Here is a 25,777-nt window from a genome sequence, read left to right on the forward strand (position 1 = left end):
CCACCAGCCGCCCGAGCGACCCTTCCCATCGCCTAGAACCTGTTCTATCTTGACGGCCCGTCAGAATTTCCCGACGGGCCGTCACGACAGACGCTCAGGCAGGCAACGGAAGGGAAAGCCAGTGGACTTCACCTTCACCGAGGAACAGCAGGCCGCCGCCGAGGCGGCCCGGGCGGCCTTCGCGGACATCGCACCCGACACCGTACCCAGCCCCGCCCTCACCACCGGCGCCGTGGCCGACGACCTCGACCGTGCCCTCTGGGCCCGCCTCGCCGCCGCCGACCTCCTCAGCCTCGTCCTGACCCCCGCACACGGCGGCGCCGGCCTCGACACCATCGCCCTCTGCCTCGTCCTGCGCGAATCCGCCCGCGTCCTCGCCCGCGTACCCCTGCTCGAAACCAGCGCCGTCGCCATGACCATCGAGCGCTACGCCGACGCACGACTCTGCGCCGACCTCCTGCCCCGCGTCGGCCGCGGCGAGCTCGTCCTCACCGCCGCCCCCAACGGCCTCAGCGGCCACGAGCCCGCCGAACAGGCCGTCACCGCCCGCCGCCACGACACCCACTGGACCCTCGACGGCCTCCAGAGCGCCATCCCCTGGGCCCACGGCGCCGACCACATCGCCGTCCCCGCCCACACCCCGGAGGGACGCACCGTCCTCGCCCTGCTCCCCCGCACCCAGCCGGGCGTCACCCTCGCCGACCAGTACTCCACCAGCGGCGAACTCCTCGCCCAACTTCACCTCGACGCCGTCCGGCTCGACCCCACCGATGTCATCGAGACCGAGGGCGCCTGGGAATCACTCCGCGCCGTCCTCACCACCGGCACCTGCGCCCTCGCCCTGGGCCTCGGCGAAGCCGTCCTCACCATGACGAGCCGGTACACCGGAAAACGCGAACAGTTCGGCCACCCCGTGGCCACCTTCCAAGCCGTCGCCGTCCAGGCCGCCGACCGCTACATCGACCTGCGCGCCATGGAAGTCACCCTCTGGCAGGCCGCCTGGCGAACCAGCACCTCGGCCGGCGGCCCGCTCCCCGCGGAAGCCGACATCGCCGTGGCCAAGATCTGGGCCTCCGAAGGCATCCGCCGCGTGGTGCAGACCGCCCAGCACCTCCACGGCGGCTTCGGCGCCGACACCGACTACCCTCTGCACCGCTACCACGCGTGGGCCAAGCAGCTGGAACTGTCCCTCGGCCCCGCCGCGGCCCACGAGGAAACCCTGGGCGACCTCCTGGCAGCCCACCCCCTCACCTGAGAGGGGCCCCGCCCCGGGCCACCGAGCCCGCGGAGGCGGGGGAAACACCGCAGGGCAGGAGACAGCTCTCAGAGGACGAAGGCCGGGCTGCCGTGATCCGTCACCATCGGACGCCCGGCACCGTCCCAGGCGAGCATGCCGCCGTCGACGTTCACCGCGTCGATCCCCTGCTGCACCAGATACTGCGTGACCTGCGCCGACCGGCCACCCACCCGGCACATCACATACGCGCGACGCCCCTCGGACACCGCCTCCGTCACCTCACCGAAGCGCGCCACGAAGTCGCTCATCGGCACGTGCAGGGCGTTTTCGACATGCCCGGCCGCCCACTCGTCGTCCTCCCGGACGTCCAACACCAGCGCATCGGCCGGCACAGAGGCCGCGTCCACCGAGGGCAGCGGGGCGAAATTCATGGGACGTGCCTTCTCTCGTACGTATGGACCGCTCGAACCAACCCGAGCCTCCTGGGAAAACTACTGCACCAGCCCGGCCAGCTCCGCCTCACGCTCGGAAACCTGCGCGAGCAGCTGCTCGGCGATCTCCTCCAGGAGATGATCCGGATCGTCGGACGCCATCCGCAGCATCGCGCCGATCGCGCTCTCCTCCAGCTCCCGCGCGACCAGGCTCAGCAGCTCCTTGCGCTGCGACAGCCACTCGAGGCGGGCATACAGCTCCTCGCTCTCGCTCAGCCGCTCCTCGGCCGGCGCAGGCCCGGCCGCCCACTCCGCGGACAGCTCGCGCAGCACGGCCTCGTCACCACGGGCGTAGGCCGCGTTCACCCTGGTGATGAACTCCTCGCGCCGCTTGCGCTCGCCATCCTCCCGAGCGAGGTCCGGATGCGCCTTCCGCGCCAGCTCGCGATACAGCTTGCGGGCCTCCTCACTCGGCCTGACCCGCTTCGGCGGCCGCACCGGCTGATCCGTCAGCATGGCGGCGGCCTCGGGGGACAGACCGTCGGAGTCGAGCCAGTCGTGGAAGAGCTCGTCGACACCCGGCATCGGCATGACGGCCGCCCGCGCCTCGCGCGCCCGCCGCAGATCCTCGGCGTCACCCGTCCTGGCCGCCCGCGCCTCCGCGATCTGTGCGTCCAGCTCGTCGAGCCGCGCGTACATGGGACCGAGCTTCTGGTGGTGCAGCCGGGAGAAGTTCTCCACCTCGACCCGGAACGTCTCGACCGCGATCTCGAACTCGATCAACGCCTGCTCGGCCACCCGCACGGCCTTCTCCAGCCGCGCCTCGGGCCGCTCCCCGGCACCCTGCCCCTCGGCCGTACCGGCCACATGTCCCTGACCCGAGTCCTGCCCCGAGCCCTGATCGGCGGCCTGCGGGGCCTGGTCGGGGTCCTGGGTGGAGGCCTGACCGGCGTCCTGCTGCGCACTCTGGGCGAAGCCCTGGTCCTGGCCCTGGCCCTGGGAGGGGCTCTGGTCCTGGCCCTGGTCCACGCCTGGGCCCGCGTCTCGGTCCACGTCCATGTCCTCGCTCCGGCTCGTCACCACACCAGCCTACGGTCCCTCGGGGGCCCCTCCCCCCTCCCTCCCCCCCACCCCTCCCCACCCCCTGCCCCCGTGTGCGGTGCCCGCCGGCGGGCGGCGGGCACCGCCGTCAGACGCCCGGCTCGGCCGCGATCCGGCCGTCGCGTACCGCCGTCACCAGGTCGGCGTGGTCCGCCGTGGTGCGGTCGGCGTAGGCCACGGCGAAGGCGGCTATCGCCTCGTCCAGTTCCTCGTTCTTTCCGCAGTAGCCGGCTATCAGGCGCGGGTCCGCGCTGTGCGCGTGGGCGCGGGCCAGCAGGGCGCCGGTCATGCGGCCGTAGTCGTCGACCTGGTCGGCGGTGAGGGCGGCCGGGTCGACGCTTCCCTTGCGGTTGCGGAACTGCCGCACCTGGAAGGGGCGCCCCTGCACTGTGGTCCAGCCGAGGAGGTTGTCGCTGACGACCTGCATGCGCTTCTGTCCGAGGACCACGCGCCGTCCCTCGTGCACGGGCTCCTGGACGGTGAAGCCGACGTCCGGAAGGTGGGGGAGCAGGGCCGACGGCCGTGCCTCCTTCACCTGGAGGACGAGGGGTTCGCCCCGGTGGTCGAGCAGCAGCACGACGTAGGAGCGGGTGCCGACGCTGCCGGTGCCGACGACGCGGAACGCGACGTCGTGAACGGCATAGCGGGAGAGGAGCGGCAGTCGGTCCTCCGAGACGGTGTCGAGGTACGGGCCGAGGGAGGCGGCGACGGCCGCCGCCTCCGCGTCCGGGACCCTGCGGAGCACGGGTGGCGCGTCGACGAAGCGTCGGCCGCCGCCTTCGGCGTCGGTGACGGTCTCGGTGGACTTGGCGGCGAAGCGTGCGCTGGTGTTGTTACGGGCCTTCTCCGAGACCCGTTCGAGGGTGCCGACCAGGTCGCGGGCGTCGGTGTGGGAGACGAGTTCCTCGTCGGCGATCGCGTTCCAGGCGTCGAGGACGGGGAGCCGGGCCAGAAGCCGCATGGTCCGGCGGTAGGCGCCGACGGTGTCGAAGGCGGCGGCCCGGCAGGTGTCCTCGTCGGCGCCCACCTCCCGTCCGGCGAGGACGAGTGAGGTGGCCAGCCGCTTGAGGTCCCATTCCCAGGGGCCGACGACGGTCTCGTCGAAGTCGTTGAGGTCGATGACGAGTCCGCCGCGGGCGTCGCCGTAGAGGCCGAAGTTGGCCGCGTGGGCGTCGCCGCATATCTGGGCGGCTATGCCGGTGACGGGGGAGCCGACGAGGTCGTGGGCCATGAGGCCGGCGGAGCCTCGGAGGAAGGCGAAGGGGCCGGCGGCCATTCTGCCGACGCGTATCGGAGCGAGTTCCGGGACCCGGTCGCGGCTCGACTCCTCCACGGCGCGAAGGGCGTCGGGGCGGCCGGCGGGGAGGGACAGTTCCTTGTGCGCGGAGCGCGGGGTCCGTTCGCGCAGGTGCTTGCCCTGCTTCTTGGGGGAGTCCGTCGCTCCCGTGCGGGTGCGCGGAGCGAACCCGGGGACGTGCGGAATGCGTTCGTCTCCGGTGTCCCGTTGTCCCGGTACCGCTGTCCGGATCTCGCTCATGGAACGTCCTCCCCCGACGTCGTCACCGTGTGGTGCGATCTGTCCGACATCAACTGGGGACGACCGTACAGCCGGGCTCTTCGAGCCGTCTGCCCCTGTGGACAACCGGCTCCGTGGGGAGACCGGGGTGCCCGTCACGAGGGACGGCTACACGCCGACGGCTTCTTCCATCTCCGCCTCGGCGTCGGCCTGCGCCTCCTGCCTCGTCTGCGTCCGTGTCTGTGCCGGTGGGAGTGATGTGGTGGGGGCCTGGGGCTGGCGGCGGCGGGTTTCGGTCAGTGCGGCGAGGGTGGTGAGGACGATGCCGGCCACGAGCCACAGTGCCAGCACGAGGAGGTGACCGCCGAGGGCGTTGCCGTCGAAGTAGACGTGGCTGCGAGCGCCTTCGACGAAGCCTGCGCCGTTCCAGAAGGAGTGCAGGGCGGCGAAGAAGCCGGGCTGGAGTTCGGGGCGGTAGATGCCTCCGGAGCTGGTGAAGTTGAGCATCACGAACAGCACCATCACGCCGAGGGTGGTCCAGCGGCGCAGGAAGGTGTGGAGTCCGACGCCGATGAGGAGGATGCCGGCCGAGTACAGCCAGGACATGGCCCAGAGGCCGCCGAGGCCGTGGTCGGCGAGGTGGAACACCGGTCCGGCGAAGAGGGTGCCGACGAGGCTGACGGCGAGGGACATGCCGACGGCGAGGAGGGCCCGTGTCCGCATGGCCAGGACGGCTCCGGCGCCGCCGATCACGGCGACGGACGCGTAGGAGCCGATGCTCAGGGCGACCAGGAGGAAGAAGATGCCCTGCCCGGTGGGGTCGCCTGCCGAGACGGGGGCGACGTCGGTCACGGTGAGCGGTGCGCCTTGCTGGGCGGCGACCTTGGTGAACACCTTCTCGACGGCCATGGCGCTGGTGTCGGAGGAGGCGGACGCGACGAGGAGTTCGGGGTGTGTGCCGGGGATGTAGGCGCCGAAGCTGGTCTGCTCGCGGAGCGCGGAGACGGCGGCGTCACGGTCGGCGAGGGTGCTGACGTCGAGGGCGCCGTCGCCCTTGTCGTGGAGGGTCTGGGCGAGCACCTGGGCGGTGGGCCCGGAGCCGACGATGTCGACGTGCAGGTCGTGGGGCTGGGGCGCGTGGAAGGCGCCGAGGTAGGCGAGGCCCATGCCGATGCACATGAGGAGGGGGGTGAGCAGGTGCCCGAGGGTGTGCCGCAGCGCACCCGGGGGGTTGGTTCCTGTGGGGGCGGGGCGGGCGGTCACGTGCGCACCTCCATGGTTGGCTTTTACAACTACTTACCGTTGTACTATACAACTGACACGGGACAGCCCGCCAGCCACACCGAGGAGCGTCATGACCGACGGCGACCGCGAGAACTCCGTCGACACCATCCAGCGCGAACTCACGGCCTTCGCCCGGCGGGCGCGTGCCGCGGCGGCCCGGCTCCACCCCGAGCTGCCGCTCGTCTCCTACACGCTGCTCGCCCACATCGTCGACCAGCGGGGCTGCCGGGCCACGGACCTCGCCGCGCACTACATGCTGGACAAGTCGACGGTCAGCAGGCAGGTCGCCGGCCTGGAGAAGATGGGCCTGGTGGAGCGCCGCCCCGACCCGGACGACCACCGCGTGCAGGTCCTGCACCCGACGGAAGCGGGCACCGGTCTTCTCTCCTCCACGCAGGCGAACCGCCTCGCCGCCTACCAGGAACGCCTCAAGGACTGGTCCGCCGACGATCTCGCCCGGTTCGCCGCGTACCTCCTCCGCTACAACGCCGCCGGCACCGCCGGCTTCCCCGACCCCCTCCGCTGACCCCGGCCCCGCCCGACCCGGGCCACGACCCCGCCCCCGCCGGCCCTGTCCGACGGCCCTTCAGCCTCACCCCGGTCCGCCCCTGGCCCGTCGGCCGGACCGCCCCCGACGACCCCCGGGGACGCCTCCCCTACCGCCCGAGAAGCGGCTAGAGCCCCGCGTCCCTGGCCAGCAGTGCCGCCTGCACCCGGTTCTCGCAGCCGAGCTTGGCCAGGATCCGGCTCACGTACGTCTTCACCGTGGCCTCGCTCATGTGCAGCCGCCTCCCCGCGTCGGCGTTGGACAGCCCCTCTCCGAGCAGCGCCAGCACGTCCCGCTCACGCTCGCTCAGCGCCGCGACCCGGCCCCTGGCCTCCTCGGCACGGGCGGCCTCCCGCCCCGAGGCGAGCCGCTCGACCACATGCCGGGTGGCGGCCGGCGAGAGGTAGGCGTCTCCCGCGGCGGCGGCCCGCACCGCCCGGATCAGCTCGGCGGGCGCCGTGTCCTTGAGGAGGAACCCGGCGCCGCCGTGTTCCAGAGCCCGCAGGACGTTCTCCCGCTCACCGAACGTGGTCAGCACGATCACCCTCGCCGAGGGCGCCGTCCTGCGCAGCTCGGGGAGGGCCAAGAGCCCGTCGAGCACCGGCATCTGGATGTCGAGGAGCACCACGTCGGCTGCGTGCGCCCGGGCCTCGTCGACCGCCGCCCTGCCGTCGGCGGCCTCCGCGACCACCTCGATCTCCGGGTCCGAGGTGAGGATCATCCGGATCCCCGCCCTGATCAGCGGTTCGTCATCGGCGATCACGACCCTGATGCGCTGCCCCACAGCTACTCCCCAACGGCTACCGATACGGCGCGGTCAGCGCTACCGCTTGACCTCGTAGGACTTCTTCTCGATCAGCTTGCCGTCCTTGAAGCAGAACCGGAAAACCGGCTCCGCCTCGAAGTCGTCCCCTATCTCCGAGGACATCAGCACCAGGCAGGTGGACCCCGCCGGCTCGGCGGGTCCTCTGCCGTGCAGCCCCGTGGTGGCGATGGTGTCGCCGGAGGGAAGCCGGTCGCGGACCTCCTGTTCGGCGGTGCCGACCTTCACCGCCTCGTACTCGCCGGGGTCGATCATTCCTTCCTTCATCGATCCCACCAGGAAGTAGATGCCGAAGCCGGCCGCCACCATCAGCAGCACCAGTGCCGCGAAGGCGATCCCGCATCCCAGCGCGAACCCGTTCGCCTTGCTCCTGCCTCCGCGCAACGCCATCGCCAGCTCCCGCTCCGTGAACGTCCAGTCGGCCGGTCCGACCGCGACCGGTCCACCGTCGTCGAACACGGGCGCCGCCGACTGCTGCCGGAAGTCGTCGGCGACATCGACCAAAGGCGCTGCTTCTCCCACCCCGTAGGGCAGGACCCCGGCGACCCGGAAGCCGCCGCCGTCCACCGGCCCGGCGTGGACCATGCCGCCGACGAGCCGGGCCCGCTCGTGCAGGCCGGTCAGGCCCTGGCCGCCGCTGACGACGTCGCGAGGAGGGGCAGCGGCCGCCTCGTTGACGATCTCCACGACGAAGGAGTCCGGTTCGTAGCGCAGTTCGACGCCTATGAGGGCGCCGGGAGCGTGCTTGTAGGCGTTGGTCAGCGCCTCCTGGACGATCCGGTAGGCGGCGTGGTCGGCGGCGGGCGGCAGCGTCTGGTGCCTGCCGGCCCGGCGTAGTTCCACCCGGTTGCCCGCGGCTCTGGCCGCCTCCACGAGCCCTTCGATACCGGCGGTCCCCCGCGCCGCCCGTCCCGACTCGTCCCCGGCCCGCACGGGGGCGGACGGCCCGGCGTCCGCCGCCTCGATCCCGTCGCTCAGGATGCCGACGACCTCGCGCAGCTCGTGCATCGCGGTCACCGAGGCGTTCCGCAGGACACTCACGGCCTGGCGCTGGCGGTCGGTCAGCTCCCTGTCGACCTCCAGAGCGCCGGTGTGCACGGAGATCAGCGCCAGCTGGTGACCGAGGCTGTCGTGCATGTCCTGAGCGATCCGCTGCCGCTCCCGCAGCCGGGCCTGACTGGCCACCATGACCCGCTCCCGCAGCAGCTGGGCGTTGCGTTCCTGCAGGGCGTGCAGCAGGGTCCGGCGCTGGGTCCAGTACCGGTTGGCGAGCCCCGGGGCCAGCGTCGTCGCCAGGTAGTACAGCGTCGAGAGGAACACCAGGCTCAGCACCCGGTGCTGGTCCCAGGACTCCACCAGCGTCGTCGCGACGTTCAGGACGTACGCGACGCTGTACGCCACCAGGGCCCGTCCGGCGCCGGCGATACGGCGGCCCGCCGACCAGCCGACCACGATCAGCAGGACCAGGAAGCCCGGCAGGACCGGCGCGAGTGCCCCGGTGACGATCAGCACGCTCGCGGGCAGCCGGCGCCGGAGCAGGGACAGAACGGCGGCGGCCAGGGCGACACCGGCGAGCTGCCATCCCTCGCCGCCGAGCAGTTCCTCGGTCCCGGCGGCCAGCAGCGCCAACACCACCGCGAGCACCGCCTCGCCGGCGGTCCTGCGCCGCGACCACATGCCGGGCGCAGCGAACCACCGCCATCCGGCGGCGATCCCGGTTCTGATCCTCGAAGACGCTTCCACGCTCGCACCCTAGGCAGCGCCCCGCCCCGCCCGCGGCTCTCTTTCGTCTCACCCTCGCGCGACGAACGTCGCACGCACCCGGCGGCCGAGTGACCCGCCGCGTGACCGGCAGACCGACAGACCGGCGGGACGTAGAGCGTGGGACGTGGGGCCTGGGACCCGGGTCCCCGGCGCTCGCAATGCCGGGTCGCGCCCGCCCTGTGACCGACGCACGATGTGAGCTGTACAACGCGGAAGCCCCGTAGGTCGATGACCTACGGGGCTTCCGTCTGGTGCGCGAGGGGGGAGTTGAACCCCCACGCCCTTTCGGGCACTGGAACCTGAATCCAGCGCGTCTGCCTATTCCGCCACCCGCGCATTGGGTGTGTCTCCGGCCCTCACCTTTCGGTGCGAGCGCCTGGCGACATCTGAAGATTAGCACGTCGCAGACGGTGGATTCACATCCGTTGTTTCGGCCCCCCGTCCAGCGAACAGGGAGAGACGAGGAGGCGCGGGAAGAGCCCGCCGGAGCAGGCGAAGACCGACGAAAGGCGGGGCGGGGCAAGGAAAGCCGAGCAGAGCCGGGGAGGGCGGGGCGGATCCGAGGGCACCACCGACCGGCATTCGACACCGAGACGGACTCGTGAGCGGACACGGAACCTGACGCGCCGGCCGGCGTCGCGAGGTCCCGCAACCGGGCCCGCAAACCGGACTCTCGACGGGGCCCGCGACCGTCCGCCCAGACCGGCGCCGTCCCGGGTCGGTCGCCGGACGCCCCGGCCGGGCCCGGTGCCCGACCGGGAAGACGAAGGACCGAGAGCAAGAAGACCGAGACGAAGAACACCGAGGGAAGGAGACCGAGGAAGGAGACCCGGGAAGACGGAAGCCCGAGACGAGGACCGAGCCGAGGACGGGGAAGAAGCCCCGAAGCGAGCCGGAGGACGAGTCGGCGCGGTAAGAAGGAGAACGCACGCGTCGGACCCGTGACGGAAGGGGAGGAAGAGGACGGACCGCCCCCCGGCGATCCCGCCGCTTCGCCCCGCTCTCCCTGCGCACCCGCCGGGTGCGGGACACTGTCCACAGGCCGCCTCTACGATCCGTGTGAGAGGTGACACTCGTCCACAGGGCAGAGAAGGGGAACCAGCCGATTTCCCGACGCGTGGATACGATCAGTAAGCAGTACCAGGACGGCAACGACGGAGGAGGTGCCCCATGGGAGTCCTGAAGCGTTTCGAGCAGCGGCTCGAAGGCCTGGTCAACGGCACCTTCGCCAAGGTCTTCAAGTCCGAGGTCCAGCCCGTCGAGATCGCGGGCGCTCTCCAGCGTGAGTGCGACAACAACGCGACGATCTGGAACCGCGAGCGGACCGTCGTCCCGAACGACTTCATCGTGGAGCTGAGCACGCCGGACTACGAGCGTCTCAGCCCCTACTCGGGCCAGCTCGGCGACGAGCTGTCCGGCCTGGTCCGGGACTACGCCAAGCAGCAGCGCTACACCTTCATGGGCCCGATCAAGGTCCATCTGGAGAAGGCGGACGACCTCGACACCGGTCTGTACCGGGTCCGCAGCCGCACCCTCGCATCGAGTTCGTCACAGTCCCAGCCGCAGCCGCCGGTCGGCGGCTCAGCCCAGGGCCGCGCCCCCGGGTACGGCTACCCTCCGGTCGGTGCCCCTCCGATGCCCGCGGCCCCGCCGCCGGGCGGTCCGCAGCGCCCCGCGCCCGCCGGCCGTCCCGCCGCCGGTGCGCCCGGCCCCATGCCTTCCGCCGGCGCGCAGGTGCGCCGGTGGATCGAGATCAACGGCACCCGCCACCAGATCTCCCGCCCGACCCTGGTCCTTGGCCGCAGCACCGACGCGGACGTGAGGATCGACGATCCCGGCGTGTCCCGCCGGCACTGCGAGATCAGGACCGGAACGCCCTCGACGATCCAGGATCTCGGGTCCACCAACGGCATCGTGGTGGACGGGCAGCACACCACCCGCGCTACGCTCCGCGACGGCTCGCGGATCGTCGTGGGCAGCACCACCATCGTTTACCGGCAAGCCGAAGGGTGAAGCGGGGGCAATGTCAGAGCTGACCCTTACGGTCATGCGGTTGGGTTTCCTGGCCGTTCTGTGGCTGTTCGTCATCGTGGCCGTCCAGGTCATCCGCAGCGATCTGTTCGGCACACGTGTCACGCAGCGCGGTTCGCGGCGCCAGGACGCACGGCCGCAGCAGAACGCGCGCCAAGGGGCCGCGCCGCCCCAGCAGCGCGGCCAGCAGAGCGCGGGCGGTGGGCGCCAGCGCCGTGGCGCACCGACGAAGCTGGTCGTCTCCGAGGGCACCCTCACCGGCACGACGGTCGCCCTCCAGGGGCAGACCATCACGCTGGGCCGGGCCCACGACTCGACGATCGTGCTGGACGACGACTACGCCTCCAGCCGGCATGCCAGGATCTACCCGGACCGGGACGGCCAGTGGATCGTCGAGGATCTCGGGTCCACCAACGGCACGTATCTCGACCGGACCCGCCTCACCACCGCCACACCGATTCCGCTGGGCGCGCCGATCCGCATCGGCAAGACCGTCATCGAGCTGCGGAAGTAGTACGACAATGAGCGAGCGGAGCGAGCGGGCCGAGGCGGTCCCCACGACGGACGGCGCGGTGGACCGGCACATCCGGGCCGCGTCCCGGCACGGGCTCCCGACCGGAGGGTGGGCAGTGTGGCTCGAGACCGGCTGTACCCCGAGGCGGCGTCGACAGGGCAGGTGCGCATGAGTCTGTCACTGCGCTTCGCCGCCGGGTCGCACAAGGGCATGATCCGCGAGGGCAACGAGGACTCCGGTTACGCCGGGCCGCGGCTGCTCGCGATCGCCGACGGCATGGGCGGCCAGGCCGCCGGTGAGGTCGCTTCCTCCGAGGTGATCTCCACGCTCGTCACGCTCGACGACGACGTCCCCAGCTCGGACATCCTCACCTCGCTCGGTGCCGCCGTGCAGCGGGCCAACGACCAGCTGCGCATGATGGTCGAGGAGGACCCCCAGCTGGAGGGCATGGGCACCACGCTCACCGCCCTGCTGTGGACGGGCCAGCGCCTCGGCCTGGTGCACGTCGGCGACTCCCGCGCCTACCTCCTGCGCGACGGGATGCTGACGCAGATCACCCAGGACCACACGTGGGTGCAGCGGCTCGTCGACGAGGGCCGGATCACCGAGGAAGAGGCCACCACCCACCCGCAGCGCTCCCTGCTGATGCGCGCGCTGGGCAGCGGCGACCACGTCGAGCCGGATCTGTCGATCCGTGAGGTCCGGGCGGGCGACCGCTATCTGATCTGCTCCGACGGGCTGTCCGGGGTCGTCTCCCATCAGACGATGGAGGACACCCTCGCCAGCTACCAGGGCCCGCAGGAGACCGTGCAGGAGCTGATCCAGCTCGCGCTGCGCGGCGGCGGCCCCGACAACATCACGGTGATCGTCGCCGACGTCCTCGACGTCGACGGCGGCGACACCCTCGCCGGGCAGCTCAGCGACACCCCCGTCATCGTCGGCGCGGTCGCGGAGAACCAGGCCCAGCTGAACGACGGCGGAGCGATGCAGACCCCCGCCGGCCGCGCCTCCGGGCTCGGCCGCGCGGGCGCGCACCAGCAGCAGCCGCCCGCGGGCGGCTTCGGCCCGCCCGGCAGCGGCGACGACCACGGCTACGGCGGCATGCCGCCGCAGGGCTCCTTCGGGGCCTACAGCGACGAGGACTTCGACAAGCCGCGCACCGGCCGCAAGTGGCTGAAGCGGAGCTTCCTCCTGATCCTCGCGCTCGCCGTGCTCGGCGGCGGCACCTACGGCGGATACCGCTGGACGCAGACGCAGTACTACGTCGGCTCCAAGGACGAGCACGTGGCGCTGTACCGGGGCATCAGCCAGGACCTGGCCTGGATCTCGCTCTCCAAGGTGGAGAAGGATCACCCCGAGATCGAACTCAAGTACCTGCCGCCGTACCAGCGCAAGCAGGTCGAGGAGACGATCGCCGGGGGCAGCCTCGGCAAGGCGCAGGCGAAGATCCAGGGGCTCGCCGCGCAGGCGTCGGCCTGCAAGAAGGAAGAGCAGCGCCGTGAGGCCGCGGAGAAGGCCGCGGACCAGGCGAGCAAGCCGCCCGCGGACGGCTCGACCCCGCCCGACCCCAAGCCCACCACAGCCGCTCCCTCACCGGGTCCCACCCTCTCGCAGGACGAGAAGGAGCTGGCCTCGAACTGCGGCAAGCAGTAAGACCCGTAGGGGGCCTTTCACCACCATGAGCGTTGTCACCAACACGACCACCATCGGCGCGATCGAGGCGCCGAGCCGCCGTAACACCGAGCTGGCGCTCCTCGCGTTCGCCGTCGTCATCCCGGTGTTCGCGTACCTCAACGTCGGCCTGGCGCTGGACGGCGAGGTCCCCTCGGGCATGCTCGGGTACGGACTCGGCCTCGGCCTGCTCGCGGGCGTCGCGCATCTCGTGGTGCGGAAGTTCGCCCCGTACTCCGACCCGCTGCTGCTGCCGCTGGCCACGCTGCTCAACGGCCTCGGTCTGGTGCTGATCTGGCGGCTCGACCAGTCGCCGCGGATCATCGCCCGGTACAAGACCTTCAGCCCGGACGCGCCGAACCAGATGCTGTACTCGGCGATCGCCATCGCGATGTTCGTGGGCGTGCTGCTGCTTCTGAAGGACCACCGGGTCCTGCAGCGGTACACGTACATCTCGATGGTCGCCGCCCTCGTCCTGCTGCTGTTGCCGCTGGTCCCGGGCCTCGGCGCGGACGTCTTCGGCGCCAAGATCTGGATCCGCGTCGGCGGCTTCTCCATCCAGCCCGGCGAGTTCGCGAAGATCGTTCTCGCGGTGTTCTTCTCCGGCTATCTGATGGTGAAGAGGGACGCGCTGGCTCTGGCCAGCCGCCGCTTCATGGGCCTCTACCTGCCGCGCGGCCGCGACCTCGGCCCGATCCTCACGATCTGGGCCGTCAGCCTCCTCATCCTGATCTTCGAGAACGACCTCGGTACGTCCCTGCTGTTCTTCGGCATGTTCGTGATCATGCTGTACGTGGCGACGGAGCGGACCAGCTGGATCGTCATGGGTCTGCTGATGTCCGTGGCGGGCGCGGTCGGCGTGGCCTCGTTCGCGGGCCACGTCCAGGCCCGTGTGGACGCGTGGGCGGACCCGTTCGGCTGCGCCACGGAGGTCGCCGCCTGCGACCAGATGTCGCAGGTGCTGATGTCCTTCGGCTCCGGCGGCATCCTCGGCACCGGCCTCGGCCAGGGCAACTCCGACCTGATCGGTTTCGCCGCCAACTCCGACTTCATCTTCGCCACGGTCGGCGAGGAGCTCGGGCTGACCGGTGTCATGGCGTTCCTGCTGCTGTACGGCCTGATCATCGAGCGCGGTGTCCGCACCGCCCTCGCGGCCCGCGACCCGTTCGGCAAGCTGCTCGCGATGGGTCTGTCCGGCGCGTTCGCGCTGCAGATCTTCGTCGTCGCCGGCGGTGTGATGGGCCTCATCCCGCTGACCGGTATGACCATGCCGTTCCTCGCGTACGGCGGTTCCTCCGTGATCGCCAACTGGGCCCTGATCGGCATCCTCATCCGGATCAGCGACACCGCGCGCCGCCCGGCGCCCGCCCCCGCCCCGTCCCCCGACGCCGAGATGACCCAGGTGGTCCGTCCGTGAACAAGCCCCTGCGCCGGGTCGCGATCTTCTGCGGCCTGCTGGTCCTCGCCCTGCTGATCCGGGACAACTGGATCCAGTACGTCCGCGCCGACGAGCTGAACGCCCACCCCCGTAACAAGCGGGTGCAGATCGAGCGCTACGCCAACGTCCGCGGCAACATCATCGTGGACGGCAAGCCCATCACGGGCTCGGTCGACTCCCAGGACCCGTACTACCGCTTCAAGCGGACCTATGCCGACGGCCCCATGTGGGCCCCGGTGACCGGGTACGCCTCGCAGGCCTACGACGCCAACCAGATCGAGAAGATCGAGGACGGCATCCTCACCGGCAACGACGACCGGCTCTTCTTCGACCGCACGCTGGCGATGTTCACCGGTGACAAGAAGAAGGGCGGCGACGTCGTCACCACCCTGAGCGGCGCCGCGCAGAAGGCCGCCTTCGAGGGTCTCGGCAAGAAGACCGGCGCCGTCGTGGCCATCGAGCCCAAGACGGGCAAGATCCTGGCGCTCGCCTCCACCCCCTCGTACGACCCGTCGTCCTTCGCCGGCTACTCCCGCGAGGACGAGAAGGCGTGGGTCGCGCTCGAGCAGAACAAGAACAAGCCGAAGCTCAACCGCGCCCTGCGCGAGATCTACCCTCCGGGCTCCGTCTTCAAGGTCGTCACGGCGGCCGCGGCGCTGGAGAACGGCAAGGTCACGGACATCAACGCGCCGACGGACACGCCGGAGCCGTACAAGATCCCGCTCTCCACGCAGCCCATGAAGAACCACGCCAACGGCTGCGAGAACGCCAGCCTGAACCGTGCGCTCGAGGTGTCCTGCAACTCCGTCTTCGCCAAGCTCGGTGACGAGGTCGGCCGCGACAAGATGGTCGAGACGGCCGAGAAGTTCGGCTTCAACGCCGAGCAGTTCACCCCCGTCCGCTCGGCCGCATCCGTCTACGACAAGAAGATGGACCGCGGCGGGAACGCCCTCTCCTCCATCGGCCAGTTCAACACGGCGACCTCCCCGCTCCAGATGGCGATGGTCACCGCGGCGATCGCCAACGACGGCAAGCTCATGAAGCCGTACATGATCGAGGAGCTGCGCGCGCCCAATCTCGACGTGCTCAAGCGGAACGAGCCCGAGGAGATGAGCCGCCCGGTCTCGCAGCAGAACGCCCAGCTGATCCAGACGATGATGGAGAACGTCGTCGAGAACGGCACGGGCGGCAACGCCGACCTGGACATGGACGGCGTGAAGGTCGGCGGCAAGACGGGTACGGCCCAGCACGGCGAGAAGAACGCCAAGCGGCCCTACGCCTGGTTCATCTCCTACGCCAAGACCGACCAGGGCTCCCCGGTCGCCGTCGCCGTCATCGTCGAGGACTCCGAGGGCACCTCGCGCGAGGACATCAGCGGTGGCGGCCTCGCCGCCCCGATCGCCAAGGCCGTGATGAAGGCGGTACTGAAGACCAGGAGCTGACCGTACGGCCGGGTTCCGGCCGGATACCGGTCAGGTATCAGGTGCCGGTCGCGGGCGGAACGCCTTCCCCGCGGCCGGTAGCGTATGCGCGAACAGCACACCGCCGGACCACACACGGGTGCGGTCGGGACAGACGGAGAGGGCTGGATTAGCTATGGAAGAGCCGCGTCGCCTCGGCGGCCGGTACGAGCTGGGCTCGGTGCTCGGCCGTGGTGGCATGGCCGAGGTCTACCTCGCCCACGACACCCGGCTCGGCCGCACCGTCGCCGTGAAGACGCTGCGGGCCGATCTCGCCCGTGACCCGTCCTTCCAGGCCCGGTTCCGCCGTGAGGCCCAGTCTGCCGCCTCGCTCAACCACCCGGCGATCGTCGCGGTCTACGACACGGGCGAGGACTACGTCGACGGGGTGTCCATCCCGTACATCGTGATGGAGTACGTCGACGGCTCGACCCTGCGTGAGCTGCTGCACTCCGGGCGCAAGCTGCTGCCCGAGCGCACCCTCGAGATGACGGTCGGCATCCTCCAGGCCCTCGAGTACTCGCACCGCGCCGGCATCGTGCACCGTGACATCAAGCCGGCGAACGTCATGCTGACGCGGACCGGCCAGGTCAAGGTCATGGACTTCGGCATCGCCCGCGCCATGGGCGACGCCGGGATGACCATGACGCAGACCGCCGCGGTCATCGGCACCGCGCAGTACCTCTCCCCGGAGCAGGCCAAGGGCGAGCAGGTCGACGCCCGCTCCGACCTGTACTCCACCGGCTGCCTGCTGTACGAGCTGCTCACCGTCCGGCCGCCCTTCGTGGGCGACTCCCCGGTCGCGGTCGCCTACCAGCACGTACGGGAGGAGCCGCAGCCGCCGAGCAACTTCGACCCCGAGATCACGCCCTCGATGGACGCCATCGTCCTGAAGGCGCTGGTGAAGGACCCCGACTACCGCTACCAGTCCGCGGACGAGATGCGCGCCGACATCGAGGCCTGCCTCGACGGTCAGCCGGTCGCCGCGGCCGCCGGGATGGGCGCGGCCGGATACGGCGGTTACGGCGGCTACGCGCCGGACGACCAGCCGACGACGGCGCTGCGCCAGACCGACCCGGCGGGCCAGACGTCCATGCTGCCGCCGGTGAACCCCGACGACGGCGGATACGGCTACGACGACCGCCCGGCCCGCCGCCGCCAGCAGAAGAAGTCGAACACCTCGACGATCCTGCTGGTCCTCGCGGGCATCCTGGTGCTCGTCGGCGCGATCCTGATCGGCCGCTCCATCTTCGACAGCAAGGAGGGCACGGACCAGGTGGTCGTGCCGCAGTTCGTCGGCAAGACGCTGCAGGAGGCCGAGGGCCTCGCGACCAACGCCCAGGTGAAGGTCGCGCAGTCGGGAGCCGAGCGCTGCGACCAGCCCAAGGGCACGATCTGCCGGCAGACTCCGGCGGCCGACGGCACCGCGAAGATGAACGTCAACGAGACGATCTCGGTCGTGGTCTCCGAGGGCGCCCCGCAGATCGAGGTGCCGGACGTCACCGAGAAGTCCCAGGAGAGCGCGGAGGAACAGCTGCGCGCCAAGGGCTTCCAGGTGAAGGTGGTGAAGGAGGAGTCGGACGAGGAGCCGGGCCGGGTCCTGAGCCAGAACCCGACCGGTGGCTCGAAGGCGGAGCAGAACACCGAAGTGACGATCACGGTGGCGAAGAAGAAGCAGACGCCGCTGCCCGACGTCACCACGAAGTCGTACGACGCGGCCGTCCAGCAGCTGTCCACGCTCGGGTTCACGAACATCGCCCGCCAGGACGTCGACTCGGACCAGCCCGCGGGCACGGTCATCGAGCAGACCCCGAAGGGGAACACGGACCAGCCCAAGGACGTCCAGATCACGCTGAAGGTCTCCAAGGGTCCGCAGCAGCAGCCTCCGGCCACGATCCCCGGCGGCCTCGCCGGCAAGAAGTACCAGGAAGTGAAGCAGCAGCTGGAGGCGTTGGGCCTGGTCGTGACGGCTCAGGGCTCGGACAGGGACAACGCCACGGTCCTCGGCACCAACCCGCCGGAGGGCAGCCAGGTCACCCCGGGCCAGACGATCACCGTCTACACCGCGGGCGGAAACGACGGCGGCGGCTTCTTCGACTAGCCTCGCCGGACGTACCACGCGAAGGCCCCGGCATCCTGGAGGATGCCGGGGCCTTCGTTCATGCTCTCGGGCGACGCGATCTGTCCGTCAGCGCAGTTCCGCGGGCGGCGTGCGGTCCCGGTCCACCTTCTCCGTACGCTCCAGCTCGCCCCAGACAATGTAGCGGTGGTCCGAGGTGTACATCGGGGTGCACGTCGTCAGGGTGATGTAGCGGCCCGGCTTCTTCTTGCCCGACTCCTCGGGGACGGGCTGGATGACGTCCACGTTGTACTTCGTCGTCTCCGGCAGGGTCTTGTAGACCTTGTAGACGAACCAGGTGTCCTGGGACTCGAAGATGATCGAGTCGCCGTTCTTCAACTTGTGGATGTTGTGGAACTTCGCCCCGTGCCCGTCCCGGTGCGCGGCGAGCGTGAAGTTGCCCTGCTTGTCCTGCGGGAGGGCCGACTTGATCGGGTCGGTGTAGTAGCCGGCGACACCGTTGTTGAGGGTCTTGCTGTCGGTGCCCTTCTTGACCAGTATCTCGCCGTCGTCCATGGCGGGTACGTGCAGGAAGCCGATGCCGTCCTTGGTGTCGAGGGCGCCCGGTCCGCCGGCCCAGCGGTCGCGGACCTGCTCGCCTTCCTGGTCGGCGGCGCGGTCGGCGAGGACGTTGGTCCACCACAGGGAGTAGACGACGAAGAGTCCGAGCACCAGACCGGCGGTGATGAGGAGTTCACCGAAGAGGCTGATGATTCCGGCGATCCTGCTGCGCGCACGTGCTGCCACTACGTCGTCCCGTCTCGAGGAATGGGGTCTCAGCCTACGAGCGCGTCCGGTTTCCCCTTGCTGCGCGGGCGTTCCTCGACCATCTTGCCCCACACGATCATGCGGTACGTACTGGTGAATTCGGGGGTGCAGGTGGTGAGCGTGATGTACCGTCCGGGGGCCGTGAAGCCCGACCCCTTGGGCACCGGGTCGATGACGGCGACGTTCGACGGCGAGGTCTGCGGCAGGATGCTCGCCATCTCGTAGGTGTAGTACGCGTCCTGCGTCTCGACGACGATCGGGTCCCCGGGCCGCAGCTGGTTGATGTACCGGAACGGCTCGCCGTGCGTGTTGCGGTGGCCGGCGACGGCGAAGTTGCCCTGCTTGTCGGAGGGCATCGCCGTCTTCAGGCTGCCCTCGGCATAGTGGCCGACCATGCCCCGGTCCAGGACCTTGGGCTTGTTGATGCCCTCGGCGATGGGGACGACCACGTCCAGCTTGGGGATGTACATGATGGCGAAGCCCTGCCCGGGCTCGAACGCCTCCGGGGCGCGGCCCTTCGTCCAGGCGTCCTCGATCTGTTCCTTCGCCTGGTCGGTCTGCTGGCCGGCGCGGACGTTCGTCCACCACAGCTGGTAGGTGACGAAGAGCAGCATGACGACGCCGAAGGTGATGAACAGCTCGCCCACGACGCGGCTGGCGACGACGCCGACGCTCTCCTTGCGGGCGCGGGCCGCCCGGCGGGCCTCGACGCGCGAGAGGGGAGCGGCGGGCGCGGCGGGGGCCGGCGCGGGGGCGGTCGCCCCTCGGCGCCCCCTCCCCCTGCCCTTGGCGGCGCGCCGCCGCTCGGCTCTGCCGGGCCCCAGGTCGGGCGTCGGGGAGGGTCTCGGCGAGGGCGTGGGCGCGGGCTCCGCATCGGTGTCGACCGACCGGAGGGCCACGGTCTCGTCGTAGGCCGCGTACGGGGCGTCGTACGGGGCGGCGTAGGTGGCGTCGTACGAGCCCTGGAAGGGGGTCTCCTGGGCCGCTTGGGGCACCGGGGACTCCCGTACGGGTTCGTACGCCGTCGTCCCGTAGGAGGGCGGGTAGGCCGTCTCCTCGTACCGCGGCGCGGGTATGGGGTCGTGCACCGTGTTCGGGGCCGGCTGCGGCACCGCGTGCGACAGCGCGTCCGGCTCGGGGTGCTGTGCGGGTACGGGCGCGGGCTCGGGTTGCGGCTCCGGCGGGTTCGTCGCCCGGAACCACGGCGACCCCGCCGTCACGCGACGGCCTTGCCCACCACCGGCGCGAGCCCCGCCGACCGCCCGACCGCCCCCTTGTCGCCGCACCGCTCCAGCCAGTTGGCGAGCATCAGGTGACCGTGCTCGGTGAGCACCGACTCCGGGTGGAACTGAACCCCTTCGACGGCCAGTTCACGGTGGCGCAGCCCCATGATGATGCCGTCGTCGGTCCGTGCGGTGACCTCCAGCTCGTCCGGCAGGCGCGTGGGCTCGGCGGCGAGCGAGTGGTAGCGGGTCGCGGTGAAGGGCGAGGGCAGGCCCGCGAAGACGCCCGTGCCCTCGTGGCGGACGAGGGAGGTCTTGCCGTGCAGCAGCTCGGGGGCCCGGTCGACGACGCCGCCGTAGGCGACGGCCATGGACTGCATGCCCAGGCAGACACCGAAGACGGGCACGCCGGTGTCCGCGCAGTGGCGCACCATGTCGATGCAGACGCCGGCCTGTTCGGGAGCGCCGGGGCCGGGGGAGAGCAGGACGCCGTCGAAGCCGTCCTGGGCGTGGCCCAGCTCGACCTCGTCGTTGCGCACCACCTCGCACTCGGCACCGAGCTGGTAGAGGTACTGCACGAGGTTGAAGACGAAGCTGTCGTAGTTGTCGACGACGAGAATCCGCGCGCTCACTGGCCGTCCACCGTCACATCGTTGAACGGAAGCAGAGGCTCCGCCCAGGGGAACACATACTGGAAGAGGGCGTAGACGACCGCGAGGACCAGCACGAGGGACAGGAAACCCCGCACCCACGCGTTGCCCGGCAGATGCCGCCAGATCCAGCCGTACATGCCGTCCACTGCCCCTTCCGTTCGTCTGGGGACCAGAGTACGGGGCGATGGCCCCCGCGAGGGGTCAGCCGTGCAAAGCCGGTGGCTTGCCGTGCGTCACAGGCCGCGTGGCGTCCAGGTGCGCCCAGACGACCAGGCGGTGGCTGCTGCCCCACTCCGGCTCGCAGGTGGTGAGGGTGAGGTAGCGGCCGGGTCCTTCGAAGCCCGATCCGCGGGGCACGGGGTCGATCACGCCGACGTCGGTCGGCACGGTCCGCAGGGGCGCGCGGGCGACGCGGTACGTGAACCAGGTCGTCCCGTCGGTGAGGACGACGGGGTCGCCCGGGCGCAGCCGGGGGAAGTCCTTGAACGGATCTCCGTATGTGCGGCGGTGTCCGGCCACGGAGAAGTTGCCGGTCCCGCCGAGGCGGGCGGTGGAGGCGTAGTGGCCGAGGCCCTTCTTCAGGGTGGCGGGGGCGGTGCCCTCCAGGACGGGCCATTCCCAGTCCTCGCCGAAGCGGGGAACGTACATGACGGCGATGCCCTTGCCTGCCGTGTAGGGCCGCGGTGCGGCGGTGGCCGTCCCGGTCCCGGAGGGCCCGGGGAGGGGCTGCTCGACCCAGGCGCGCCGGAGCAGGTCGACCTCGCCGGCCGTGGCGCTGCCGGCTTCGACTCCGGTCCAGAACAGCACGTACGCGACGAAGAGGAGGATCACCGCTCCGGCGGTGACGCAGACCTCGCTGAGGGTTCTCACGACCAGTCGTACGGACAGCCCCACCCTGCCCTCCCTGCGGTCGGCTCGTGGTCGGTCAGCTCACCGGCTTCGCGTGGTGGAGGTCCACTGTGCCCGAGTAGCCGGGGAGAGTCACCGCCCGGTGCTCGTCCACTTTCCAGCCGAGCCCGTAGGCCTTCACGTAGAGCTGGTAGTTCTGGATCGCCGGGGAGTCGGTGAGTGCCTTGTTCAGCGCGTCCCGGTCACCCACAGCGGTGATCTTGTACGGCGGGGAGTAGACCCGGCCCTGGAGGATCAGGGTGTTGCCGACGCAGCGCACGGCGCTGGTGGAGATGAGCCGCTGGTCCATCACCTTGATGCCCTTGGCGCCGCCCTTCCACAGGGCGTTCACGACGGCCTGGAGATCCTGCTGGTGGATCACGAGGTCGTTGGCCTGCGGTTCGGGGTATCCAGGGGCCGCCTGGGCGTTCTGCGGGGCATCATTGAGGGTGACGGTCAGCCCGGGCCCGGAGGTCTCCGTGGTCCCGGCGGCCGTCTCGAGGGCTCGCAGCCTGGCGTCCTCGGCCCGGGTGGAGCCGTCGTCGCGGGCGGCGAGGGCGTCGACCTGGCGGCGTACCGCGGCGGTGGACTCGTCCAGGCCCGCGTTCTTGTGGCTGCGCTCCTCGATGAGGTCGGAGAGCCTCAGCAGCGAGGCGTCCGTGCGGATGTTGGTGCCCTTGGCGGTGTTGAAACTGGTGACGAAGATCAGCCCGGCGAGGGCGAAAACGGCAGCGGTGAGGACCCGGACGGGCCGCCACTGGGATGATCGGCCCGGCCCGGTGGGAGAGTCGGCGGAATTGCTCAACGTACCCTGATCCCCTTCGGTGCCACGGAAGCACTACGCTAACGGACGCCCGGGGGACGCAGTGGTCCTCCTACGTCACATCCCGGCGCCAGCCACAGTTCCCTGCGCGGTCACGCAGCGCATCGACAGGAGAGTCCCTCGTGCCGAAGTCACGTATCCGCAAGAAGGCCGACTTCACGCCCCCGCCCGCCAAGCAGGCCACCAACATCAAGCTGACCAACCGCAGCTGGGTGGCACCCGTGATGCTGGCGCTGTTCCTGATCGGGCTGGTGTGGATCGTCGTCTTCTACGTCACCGACGGCTCGCTGCCGGTGAAGTCCCTCAACAACTGGAACATCGTCGTGGGCTTCGGGTTCATCGCGGCCGGGTTCGGCGTCTCCACCCAGTGGAAGTAGCCGTCCCCGGGTCGGCCGTCAAGCCTTGCCCTGAGGTTATCCACAGCGTTGTGCACAGCACTGGATAACTTACGAAGATCTGTGGATAACCCACCGGTAGGTTGACGCCGGTGTGACTGCGCCACCCTCGTGACGGAGGGTGGCAGGCCCCTTGCCCTGATGGGAAAGTCCCAGCTCGGAGGCAGGGGGCACAGTTGTTCCCAGGAAACGCACACCCCGACCCCCCGCCTGTGGATAACTCTGGGGAAAGCTCTCCTCAGAGGCTCATCCACAGCTGTGACTGCTCAGGTGAGCGCGGCGGAGCGGGCCAGGACCAGCCCCAGGTCGATCACGAGCACGAATCCACAGGCCGCGTACTGGACGAGCGCCCGGCGGGCCCGGGGCGCGTGCACCAGGCCGTACGTCACCAGCGCGCCGCCGACCAGGCCGCCGATGTGCGCCTCCCAGGAGATGCCGGGCCGGGTGAAGGTCAGCAACAGGGACAGCGCCGTGAACAGGATCACCGGCCGCATGTCGTACCGCCGGCGGCGGGCCAGCACCACCCACGAGCCGATCAGGCCGAAGACGACGCCCGAGGCGCCCAGCGACGGCTGGTTCGGGGCGGCGACCAGGAAGGCCAGAGCCGAGCCGGAAAGCCCGGAGAGCAGGCACAGCACGGCGTAGCGGATCCGCCCGAGCTCCGGCTCGACGATCCCGCCGATGATCCACAGACCCAGCATGTTGAAGACGAAGTGCGGGATCTCCTGGTGCAGGACGGTGGACGTCACCAGCCGGTACCACTCGCCGTCGGCGACCCCCACCACCTCGGCCAGCGCCGGGCTGTACGCGTACCCGATCAGCGCCAGCTCGTCCACGAGGCGGTCGCCGGCCACCTGGACGGTGATGAAGAGCGCCAGGTTGATAGCGATGAGGATCTTCGTGACCAGGCGCCCGTCGGACGCCACCCGGCCGCCGGCCAGGGTCCGCGGCTGGTTGGCGTCGGGCGCGTGGCCCGTGCCGGAGCCGCCGCGCACACAGTCGGGGCACTGGAAGCCCACGGAGGCGGAGACCATGCACCGGGGGCAGATCGGCTTCTCGCAGCGGGTGCAGCGGATGCCGGTCTCGACGTCCGGGTGGCGGTAACAGCGCGGCAGGCCGGACTCCGGCTCCATGGTGTCCCTCCCGAGGACAGGGGCGGCTGGGGTGTACGCGCGCGGGCGACGCACGGCACCGCCCCGCCCTCCTGACGGACGGGCGGGGCGAAAAGGTTCCCGGACGCGGTCGGCGACGGGGTGGCCGGGCGCGGTGGTCGGCTCCGGCGGGCGCGGTGGTCGGCTCCGGCGCGGACCGGCGCACGCCAGGACCGGTCGGCTCACACGAGGACCGGTCGGCTCACACCAGGACCGGTCGGCTCTCACCAGGACCGGTCGGCTCAGGCCCCGACCCGCGCAGGCCAGGACCCGTCAGCTCTGGCGGGTCTCGATCACGACGGACTCGATGACCACGTCCTGGACCGGGCGCTCGGTGCGCGGGTTGGTCTCCGTGGTGGCGATCGCGTCGACGACCTTCTTGCCCGCCTCGCCCACCACCTCGCCGAAGATCGTGTGCTTGCGGTTGAGCCAGCTCGTGGCACCGACGGTGATGAAGAACTGCGACCCGTTGGTCCCCGGCCCCGCGTTGGCCATGGCCAGCAGGTAGGGGCGGTCGAAGAACAGCTCGGGGTGGAACTCGTCCGCGAACTCGTATCCCGGACCGCCGGTGCCGTTCCCCAGCGGGTCGCCGCCCTGGATCATGAACCCCTTGATGACCCGGTGGAAGACGGTGCCGTCGTAGAGACGGTCCGTCGAGACCTTCCCGGTCGCGGGGTGGGTCCACTCCCGCTCGCCCTGGGCGAGCTCCACGAAGTTCCGGACCGTCTTCGGCGCGTGATGCGGCAGCAGCCGGATCTCGATGTCGCCCTGGCTGGTCTTCAGAGTGGCGTACAGCTGCTCGGCCACGATCCGCCTTCCGTCGATCTCGTCGGGGTCTCCCCTGGCGGGTCGATCCTGCCATGCCCCGGATGCCCGCCCCGCATGCCGGACCGCGATACGACAGGCATGATTTCGAAAAGGGTGGAAAGGCGAAAAACCGACACCGCCACCGAGTAGGAGGATCCCGTGACCCGGATGGACAGCGTGCGCACCGCGACCGATTCGGCCAAGGACAGTGTGCTGCACGCGGCGGAAGTGGTGGCGCCCTATGCGACCACGGCCAAGGACCAGGCCGTGGTGTACGCGGGCACGGCCAAGGACCACGCCGCTCTCTACGCGCACGAGGCACGCGTCCGGCTCGCGCCGAAGGTCGAGAAGGCCGCGCGTCAGGCACGTCACCAAGCTCGTCTGCAGTACAACTGCCATGTCGCACCGCACGTACCGCCGCGGGTCGACGCCGCCGCGCATCGTGCCGCGGTGCGGACCCGTAAGGCCGCCCGTCAGGCGGCCGACTACACCGTTCCGCGTGTCGAGCACGCGGTCGCCGCGACCGGTCCTGTCCTGGACGAGGCCGGCGCGCGTTCCGTCGCCGCCTGGGCCGCGCTCCGCGGGCAGGTGACGCCGAAGGAAATCCGGAAGATCGTGAGGAAGCACGAGCGTCGGGCGAAGGCCGGACGCCTTGCCAAGGGACTCGTGGTCCTGGGTGTTGTGGTCGGCGGCGCCTACGCCGCCTGGAGGTGGTGGGACAAGCAGGCCAATCCGGACTGGCTGGTCGAACCGCCCGCGCCTACCGAGATCGACGAGGAGTCGGTGCTGTCGTCCGTCGACGGCGGCAGGTCTCTCGACGACGAGATGGCGGCCAAGCAGGCCGAGGCCGATGCGGCGGACACCACCGCCGCGGAAGCCGGCACGGCCGAGGACGAGACCACGGACCGGGACGAGCGTCCTTGACGAGATGAGCGTCGCGGAGGAGACCAGTGTCCCCGAAGCGATGACTGTGGCTCTGGAGACGAGTGTCCTCGCGGAGAGGGGCGTCCCTGGCGGGATTCCCGTCCCTGACCGGACGAGTGTCGGTGAGGCGGGATCCCGGGAGAAGGGCTTCTCCGGGGCGACCGTCGCGACGACGAGCTGACAGCGGATGTACCGGCACGGATGCAGGG

General features: G+C 70.6%; 24 protein-coding genes and 1 tRNA gene. 10 read left to right on the forward strand and 15 right to left on the reverse strand.

The genetic code is table 11. From position 1 onward, the window contains the following. Window positions 1-121: 121 nt before the first annotated feature. A complete protein-coding gene (locus tag AB0K65_RS01705) occupies window positions 122-1,255 on the forward strand; it encodes an acyl-CoA dehydrogenase family protein (RefSeq protein WP_365713209.1) in 1,134 nt (377 codons plus the stop codon). A gap of 68 nt (window positions 1,256-1,323) precedes the next feature. Here the strand turns inward: AB0K65_RS01705 and AB0K65_RS01710 are convergent, their stop codons facing one another. The 4 genes from AB0K65_RS01710 to AB0K65_RS01725 form a co-directional block, all read right to left on the reverse strand. Beyond that, window positions 1,324-1,668, reverse strand: coding sequence for a rhodanese-like domain-containing protein (locus AB0K65_RS01710; RefSeq protein WP_365713211.1), 345 nt, complete (start codon window positions 1,666-1,668; stop codon window positions 1,324-1,326). A gap of 60 nt (window positions 1,669-1,728) precedes the next feature. Further along, window positions 1,729-2,535, reverse strand: coding sequence for a hypothetical protein (locus tag AB0K65_RS01715; RefSeq protein ID WP_365713638.1), 807 nt, complete (start codon window positions 2,533-2,535; stop codon window positions 1,729-1,731). A 322-nt stretch (window positions 2,536-2,857) separates the two neighbouring features. Beyond that, window positions 2,858-4,306 (reverse strand): DUF2252 domain-containing protein, encoded by a 1,449-nt coding sequence (locus AB0K65_RS01720; protein ID WP_365713213.1) that lies wholly within the window; start codon window positions 4,304-4,306, stop codon window positions 2,858-2,860. Window positions 4,307-4,453: 147 nt separating this feature from the next. Next, a complete protein-coding gene (locus AB0K65_RS01725; protein WP_365713215.1) occupies window positions 4,454-5,548 on the reverse strand; it encodes a hypothetical protein in 1,095 nt (364 codons plus the stop codon). 91 nt (window positions 5,549-5,639) lie between these two features. Here AB0K65_RS01725 and AB0K65_RS01730 point away from each other — a divergent pair, with 91 nt between their 5' ends. Further along, on the forward strand, window positions 5,640-6,095 hold the full coding sequence (locus AB0K65_RS01730) for a MarR family transcriptional regulator (RefSeq protein ID WP_365713217.1): 456 nt from the start codon (window positions 5,640-5,642) through the stop codon (window positions 6,093-6,095). A gap of 148 nt (window positions 6,096-6,243) precedes the next feature. Here AB0K65_RS01730 and AB0K65_RS01735 read toward each other — a convergent pair whose 3' ends face one another. From AB0K65_RS01735 to AB0K65_RS01745, 3 genes are all read right to left on the reverse strand, one after another. Then, entirely contained in the window at window positions 6,244-6,900 is a 657-nt protein-coding gene (locus tag AB0K65_RS01735; protein WP_365713220.1) for a response regulator transcription factor, read from the reverse strand. Between the two features lie 39 nt (window positions 6,901-6,939). Then, on the reverse strand, window positions 6,940-8,616 hold the full coding sequence (locus AB0K65_RS01740; RefSeq protein WP_365713640.1) for a histidine kinase: 1,677 nt from the start codon (window positions 8,614-8,616) through the stop codon (window positions 6,940-6,942). Between the two features lie 336 nt (window positions 8,617-8,952). After that, window positions 8,953-9,039, reverse strand: a tRNA-Leu gene (locus AB0K65_RS01745). An 834-nt stretch (window positions 9,040-9,873) separates the two neighbouring features. On the opposite strand from AB0K65_RS01745, the gene AB0K65_RS01750 reads away from it, so the two are divergent. The 6 genes from AB0K65_RS01750 (at window position 9,874) to pknB (ending at window position 17,918) form a co-directional block, all read left to right on the forward strand. Then, entirely contained in the window at window positions 9,874-10,716 is an 843-nt protein-coding gene (locus AB0K65_RS01750) for a DUF3662 and FHA domain-containing protein (RefSeq protein ID WP_365713222.1), read from the forward strand. Window positions 10,717-10,726: 10 nt separating this feature from the next. Continuing rightward, complete coding sequence (locus tag AB0K65_RS01755; protein WP_365713224.1) at window positions 10,727-11,248, forward strand: FHA domain-containing protein; 522 nt, start codon at window positions 10,727-10,729, stop codon at window positions 11,246-11,248. A 168-nt stretch (window positions 11,249-11,416) separates the two neighbouring features. Further along, complete coding sequence (locus tag AB0K65_RS01760) at window positions 11,417-12,901, forward strand: Stp1/IreP family PP2C-type Ser/Thr phosphatase (protein ID WP_365713226.1); 1,485 nt, start codon at window positions 11,417-11,419, stop codon at window positions 12,899-12,901. Window positions 12,902-12,926: 25 nt separating this feature from the next. Beyond that, window positions 12,927-14,336: an FtsW/RodA/SpoVE family cell cycle protein gene (locus AB0K65_RS01765; protein WP_365713228.1), complete on the forward strand. Its 1,410-nt coding sequence runs from the start codon at window positions 12,927-12,929 to the stop codon at window positions 14,334-14,336. Then, the gene (locus AB0K65_RS01770; protein WP_365713230.1) at window positions 14,333-15,799 is read left to right on the forward strand and encodes a penicillin-binding transpeptidase domain-containing protein; all 1,467 of its coding nucleotides are present in this window, start codon (window positions 14,333-14,335) and stop codon (window positions 15,797-15,799) included. The genes AB0K65_RS01765 and AB0K65_RS01770 overlap by 4 nt, the downstream gene beginning before the upstream one ends. Window positions 15,800-15,953: 154 nt before the next feature. Continuing rightward, complete coding sequence (gene pknB, locus AB0K65_RS01775; protein WP_365713232.1) at window positions 15,954-17,918, forward strand: Stk1 family PASTA domain-containing Ser/Thr kinase; 1,965 nt, start codon at window positions 15,954-15,956, stop codon at window positions 17,916-17,918. 87 nt (window positions 17,919-18,005) lie between these two features. Here pknB and AB0K65_RS01780 read toward each other — a convergent pair whose 3' ends face one another. Genes AB0K65_RS01780 through AB0K65_RS01805 form a run of 6 tightly spaced genes read right to left on the reverse strand, consistent with a single transcriptional unit; the run spans window position 18,006 to window position 22,273 of the window. Further along, a complete protein-coding gene (locus tag AB0K65_RS01780) occupies window positions 18,006-18,683 on the reverse strand; it encodes a class E sortase (RefSeq protein WP_365713234.1) in 678 nt (225 codons plus the stop codon). A gap of 29 nt (window positions 18,684-18,712) precedes the next feature. Then, window positions 18,713-19,924 carry a class E sortase gene (locus AB0K65_RS01785; protein WP_365713236.1) on the reverse strand — a complete coding sequence of 404 codons (1,212 nt, stop codon included), beginning with the start codon at window positions 19,922-19,924 and terminating at the stop codon, window positions 18,713-18,715. Beyond that, a complete protein-coding gene (locus AB0K65_RS01790; protein WP_365713238.1) occupies window positions 19,921-20,559 on the reverse strand; it encodes an aminodeoxychorismate/anthranilate synthase component II in 639 nt (212 codons plus the stop codon). The genes AB0K65_RS01785 and AB0K65_RS01790 overlap by 4 nt, the downstream gene beginning before the upstream one ends. Continuing rightward, a complete protein-coding gene (locus AB0K65_RS01795) occupies window positions 20,556-20,726 on the reverse strand; it encodes a hypothetical protein (protein ID WP_365713669.1) in 171 nt (56 codons plus the stop codon). Before AB0K65_RS01795 ends, AB0K65_RS01790 begins: the two co-directional genes overlap by 4 nt. Window positions 20,727-20,781: 55 nt before the next feature. Beyond that, window positions 20,782-21,468 carry a class E sortase gene (locus AB0K65_RS01800; protein WP_365713642.1) on the reverse strand — a complete coding sequence of 229 codons (687 nt, stop codon included), beginning with the start codon at window positions 21,466-21,468 and terminating at the stop codon, window positions 20,782-20,784. 37 nt (window positions 21,469-21,505) lie between these two features. Next, the gene (locus tag AB0K65_RS01805; protein ID WP_365713240.1) at window positions 21,506-22,273 is read right to left on the reverse strand and encodes a DUF881 domain-containing protein; all 768 of its coding nucleotides are present in this window, start codon (window positions 22,271-22,273) and stop codon (window positions 21,506-21,508) included. Window positions 22,274-22,413: 140 nt separating this feature from the next. On the opposite strand from AB0K65_RS01805, the gene crgA reads away from it, so the two are divergent. Further along, window positions 22,414-22,668 (forward strand): cell division protein CrgA, encoded by a 255-nt coding sequence (gene crgA / locus AB0K65_RS01810; RefSeq protein ID WP_362005428.1) that lies wholly within the window; start codon window positions 22,414-22,416, stop codon window positions 22,666-22,668. 284 nt (window positions 22,669-22,952) lie between these two features. Here the strand turns inward: crgA and AB0K65_RS01815 are convergent, their stop codons facing one another. Together AB0K65_RS01815 and AB0K65_RS01820 are read right to left on the reverse strand one after the other, a co-directional pair. Continuing rightward, complete coding sequence (locus AB0K65_RS01815) at window positions 22,953-23,819, reverse strand: rhomboid family intramembrane serine protease (protein ID WP_365713242.1); 867 nt, start codon at window positions 23,817-23,819, stop codon at window positions 22,953-22,955. A gap of 291 nt (window positions 23,820-24,110) precedes the next feature. Further along, on the reverse strand, window positions 24,111-24,644 hold the full coding sequence (locus AB0K65_RS01820; RefSeq protein ID WP_365713244.1) for a peptidylprolyl isomerase: 534 nt from the start codon (window positions 24,642-24,644) through the stop codon (window positions 24,111-24,113). Window positions 24,645-24,803: 159 nt separating this feature from the next. Here AB0K65_RS01820 and AB0K65_RS01825 point away from each other — a divergent pair, with 159 nt between their 5' ends. Beyond that, on the forward strand, window positions 24,804-25,568 hold the full coding sequence (locus tag AB0K65_RS01825) for a DUF5324 family protein (protein WP_365713246.1): 765 nt from the start codon (window positions 24,804-24,806) through the stop codon (window positions 25,566-25,568). Window positions 25,569-25,777: the final 209 nt, after the last annotated feature.

It is taken from the genome of Streptomyces sp. NPDC053755, assembly GCF_040677675.1.
GTDB lineage: Bacteria > Actinomycetota > Actinomycetes > Streptomycetales > Streptomycetaceae > Streptomyces.

What these genes read in the sequence shown, in the direction of transcription:
- AB0K65_RS01760 (WP_365713226.1), top strand. Translation starts at nt 11,417, where the DNA reads ATGAGTCTGTCACTGCGCTTCGCCGCCGGGTCGCACAAGGGCATGATC.
- AB0K65_RS01740 (WP_365713640.1), bottom strand. Translation starts at nt 8,616, where the DNA reads ATGTGGTCGCGGCGCAGGACCGCCGGCGAGGCGGTGCTCGCGGTGGTG.
- AB0K65_RS01750 (WP_365713222.1), top strand. Translation starts at nt 9,874, where the DNA reads ATGGGAGTCCTGAAGCGTTTCGAGCAGCGGCTCGAAGGCCTGGTCAAC.
- AB0K65_RS01815 (WP_365713242.1), bottom strand. Translation starts at nt 23,819, where the DNA reads ATGGAGCCGGAGTCCGGCCTGCCGCGCTGTTACCGCCACCCGGACGTC.
- AB0K65_RS01765 (WP_365713228.1), top strand. Translation starts at nt 12,927, where the DNA reads ATGAGCGTTGTCACCAACACGACCACCATCGGCGCGATCGAGGCGCCG.
- AB0K65_RS01755 (WP_365713224.1), top strand. Translation starts at nt 10,727, where the DNA reads ATGTCAGAGCTGACCCTTACGGTCATGCGGTTGGGTTTCCTGGCCGTT.
- AB0K65_RS01730 (WP_365713217.1), top strand. Translation starts at nt 5,640, where the DNA reads ATGACCGACGGCGACCGCGAGAACTCCGTCGACACCATCCAGCGCGAA.
- AB0K65_RS01720 (WP_365713213.1), bottom strand. Translation starts at nt 4,306, where the DNA reads ATGAGCGAGATCCGGACAGCGGTACCGGGACAACGGGACACCGGAGAC.
- AB0K65_RS01710 (WP_365713211.1), bottom strand. Translation starts at nt 1,668, where the DNA reads ATGAATTTCGCCCCGCTGCCCTCGGTGGACGCGGCCTCTGTGCCGGCC.
- pknB (WP_365713232.1), top strand. Translation starts at nt 15,954, where the DNA reads ATGGAAGAGCCGCGTCGCCTCGGCGGCCGGTACGAGCTGGGCTCGGTG.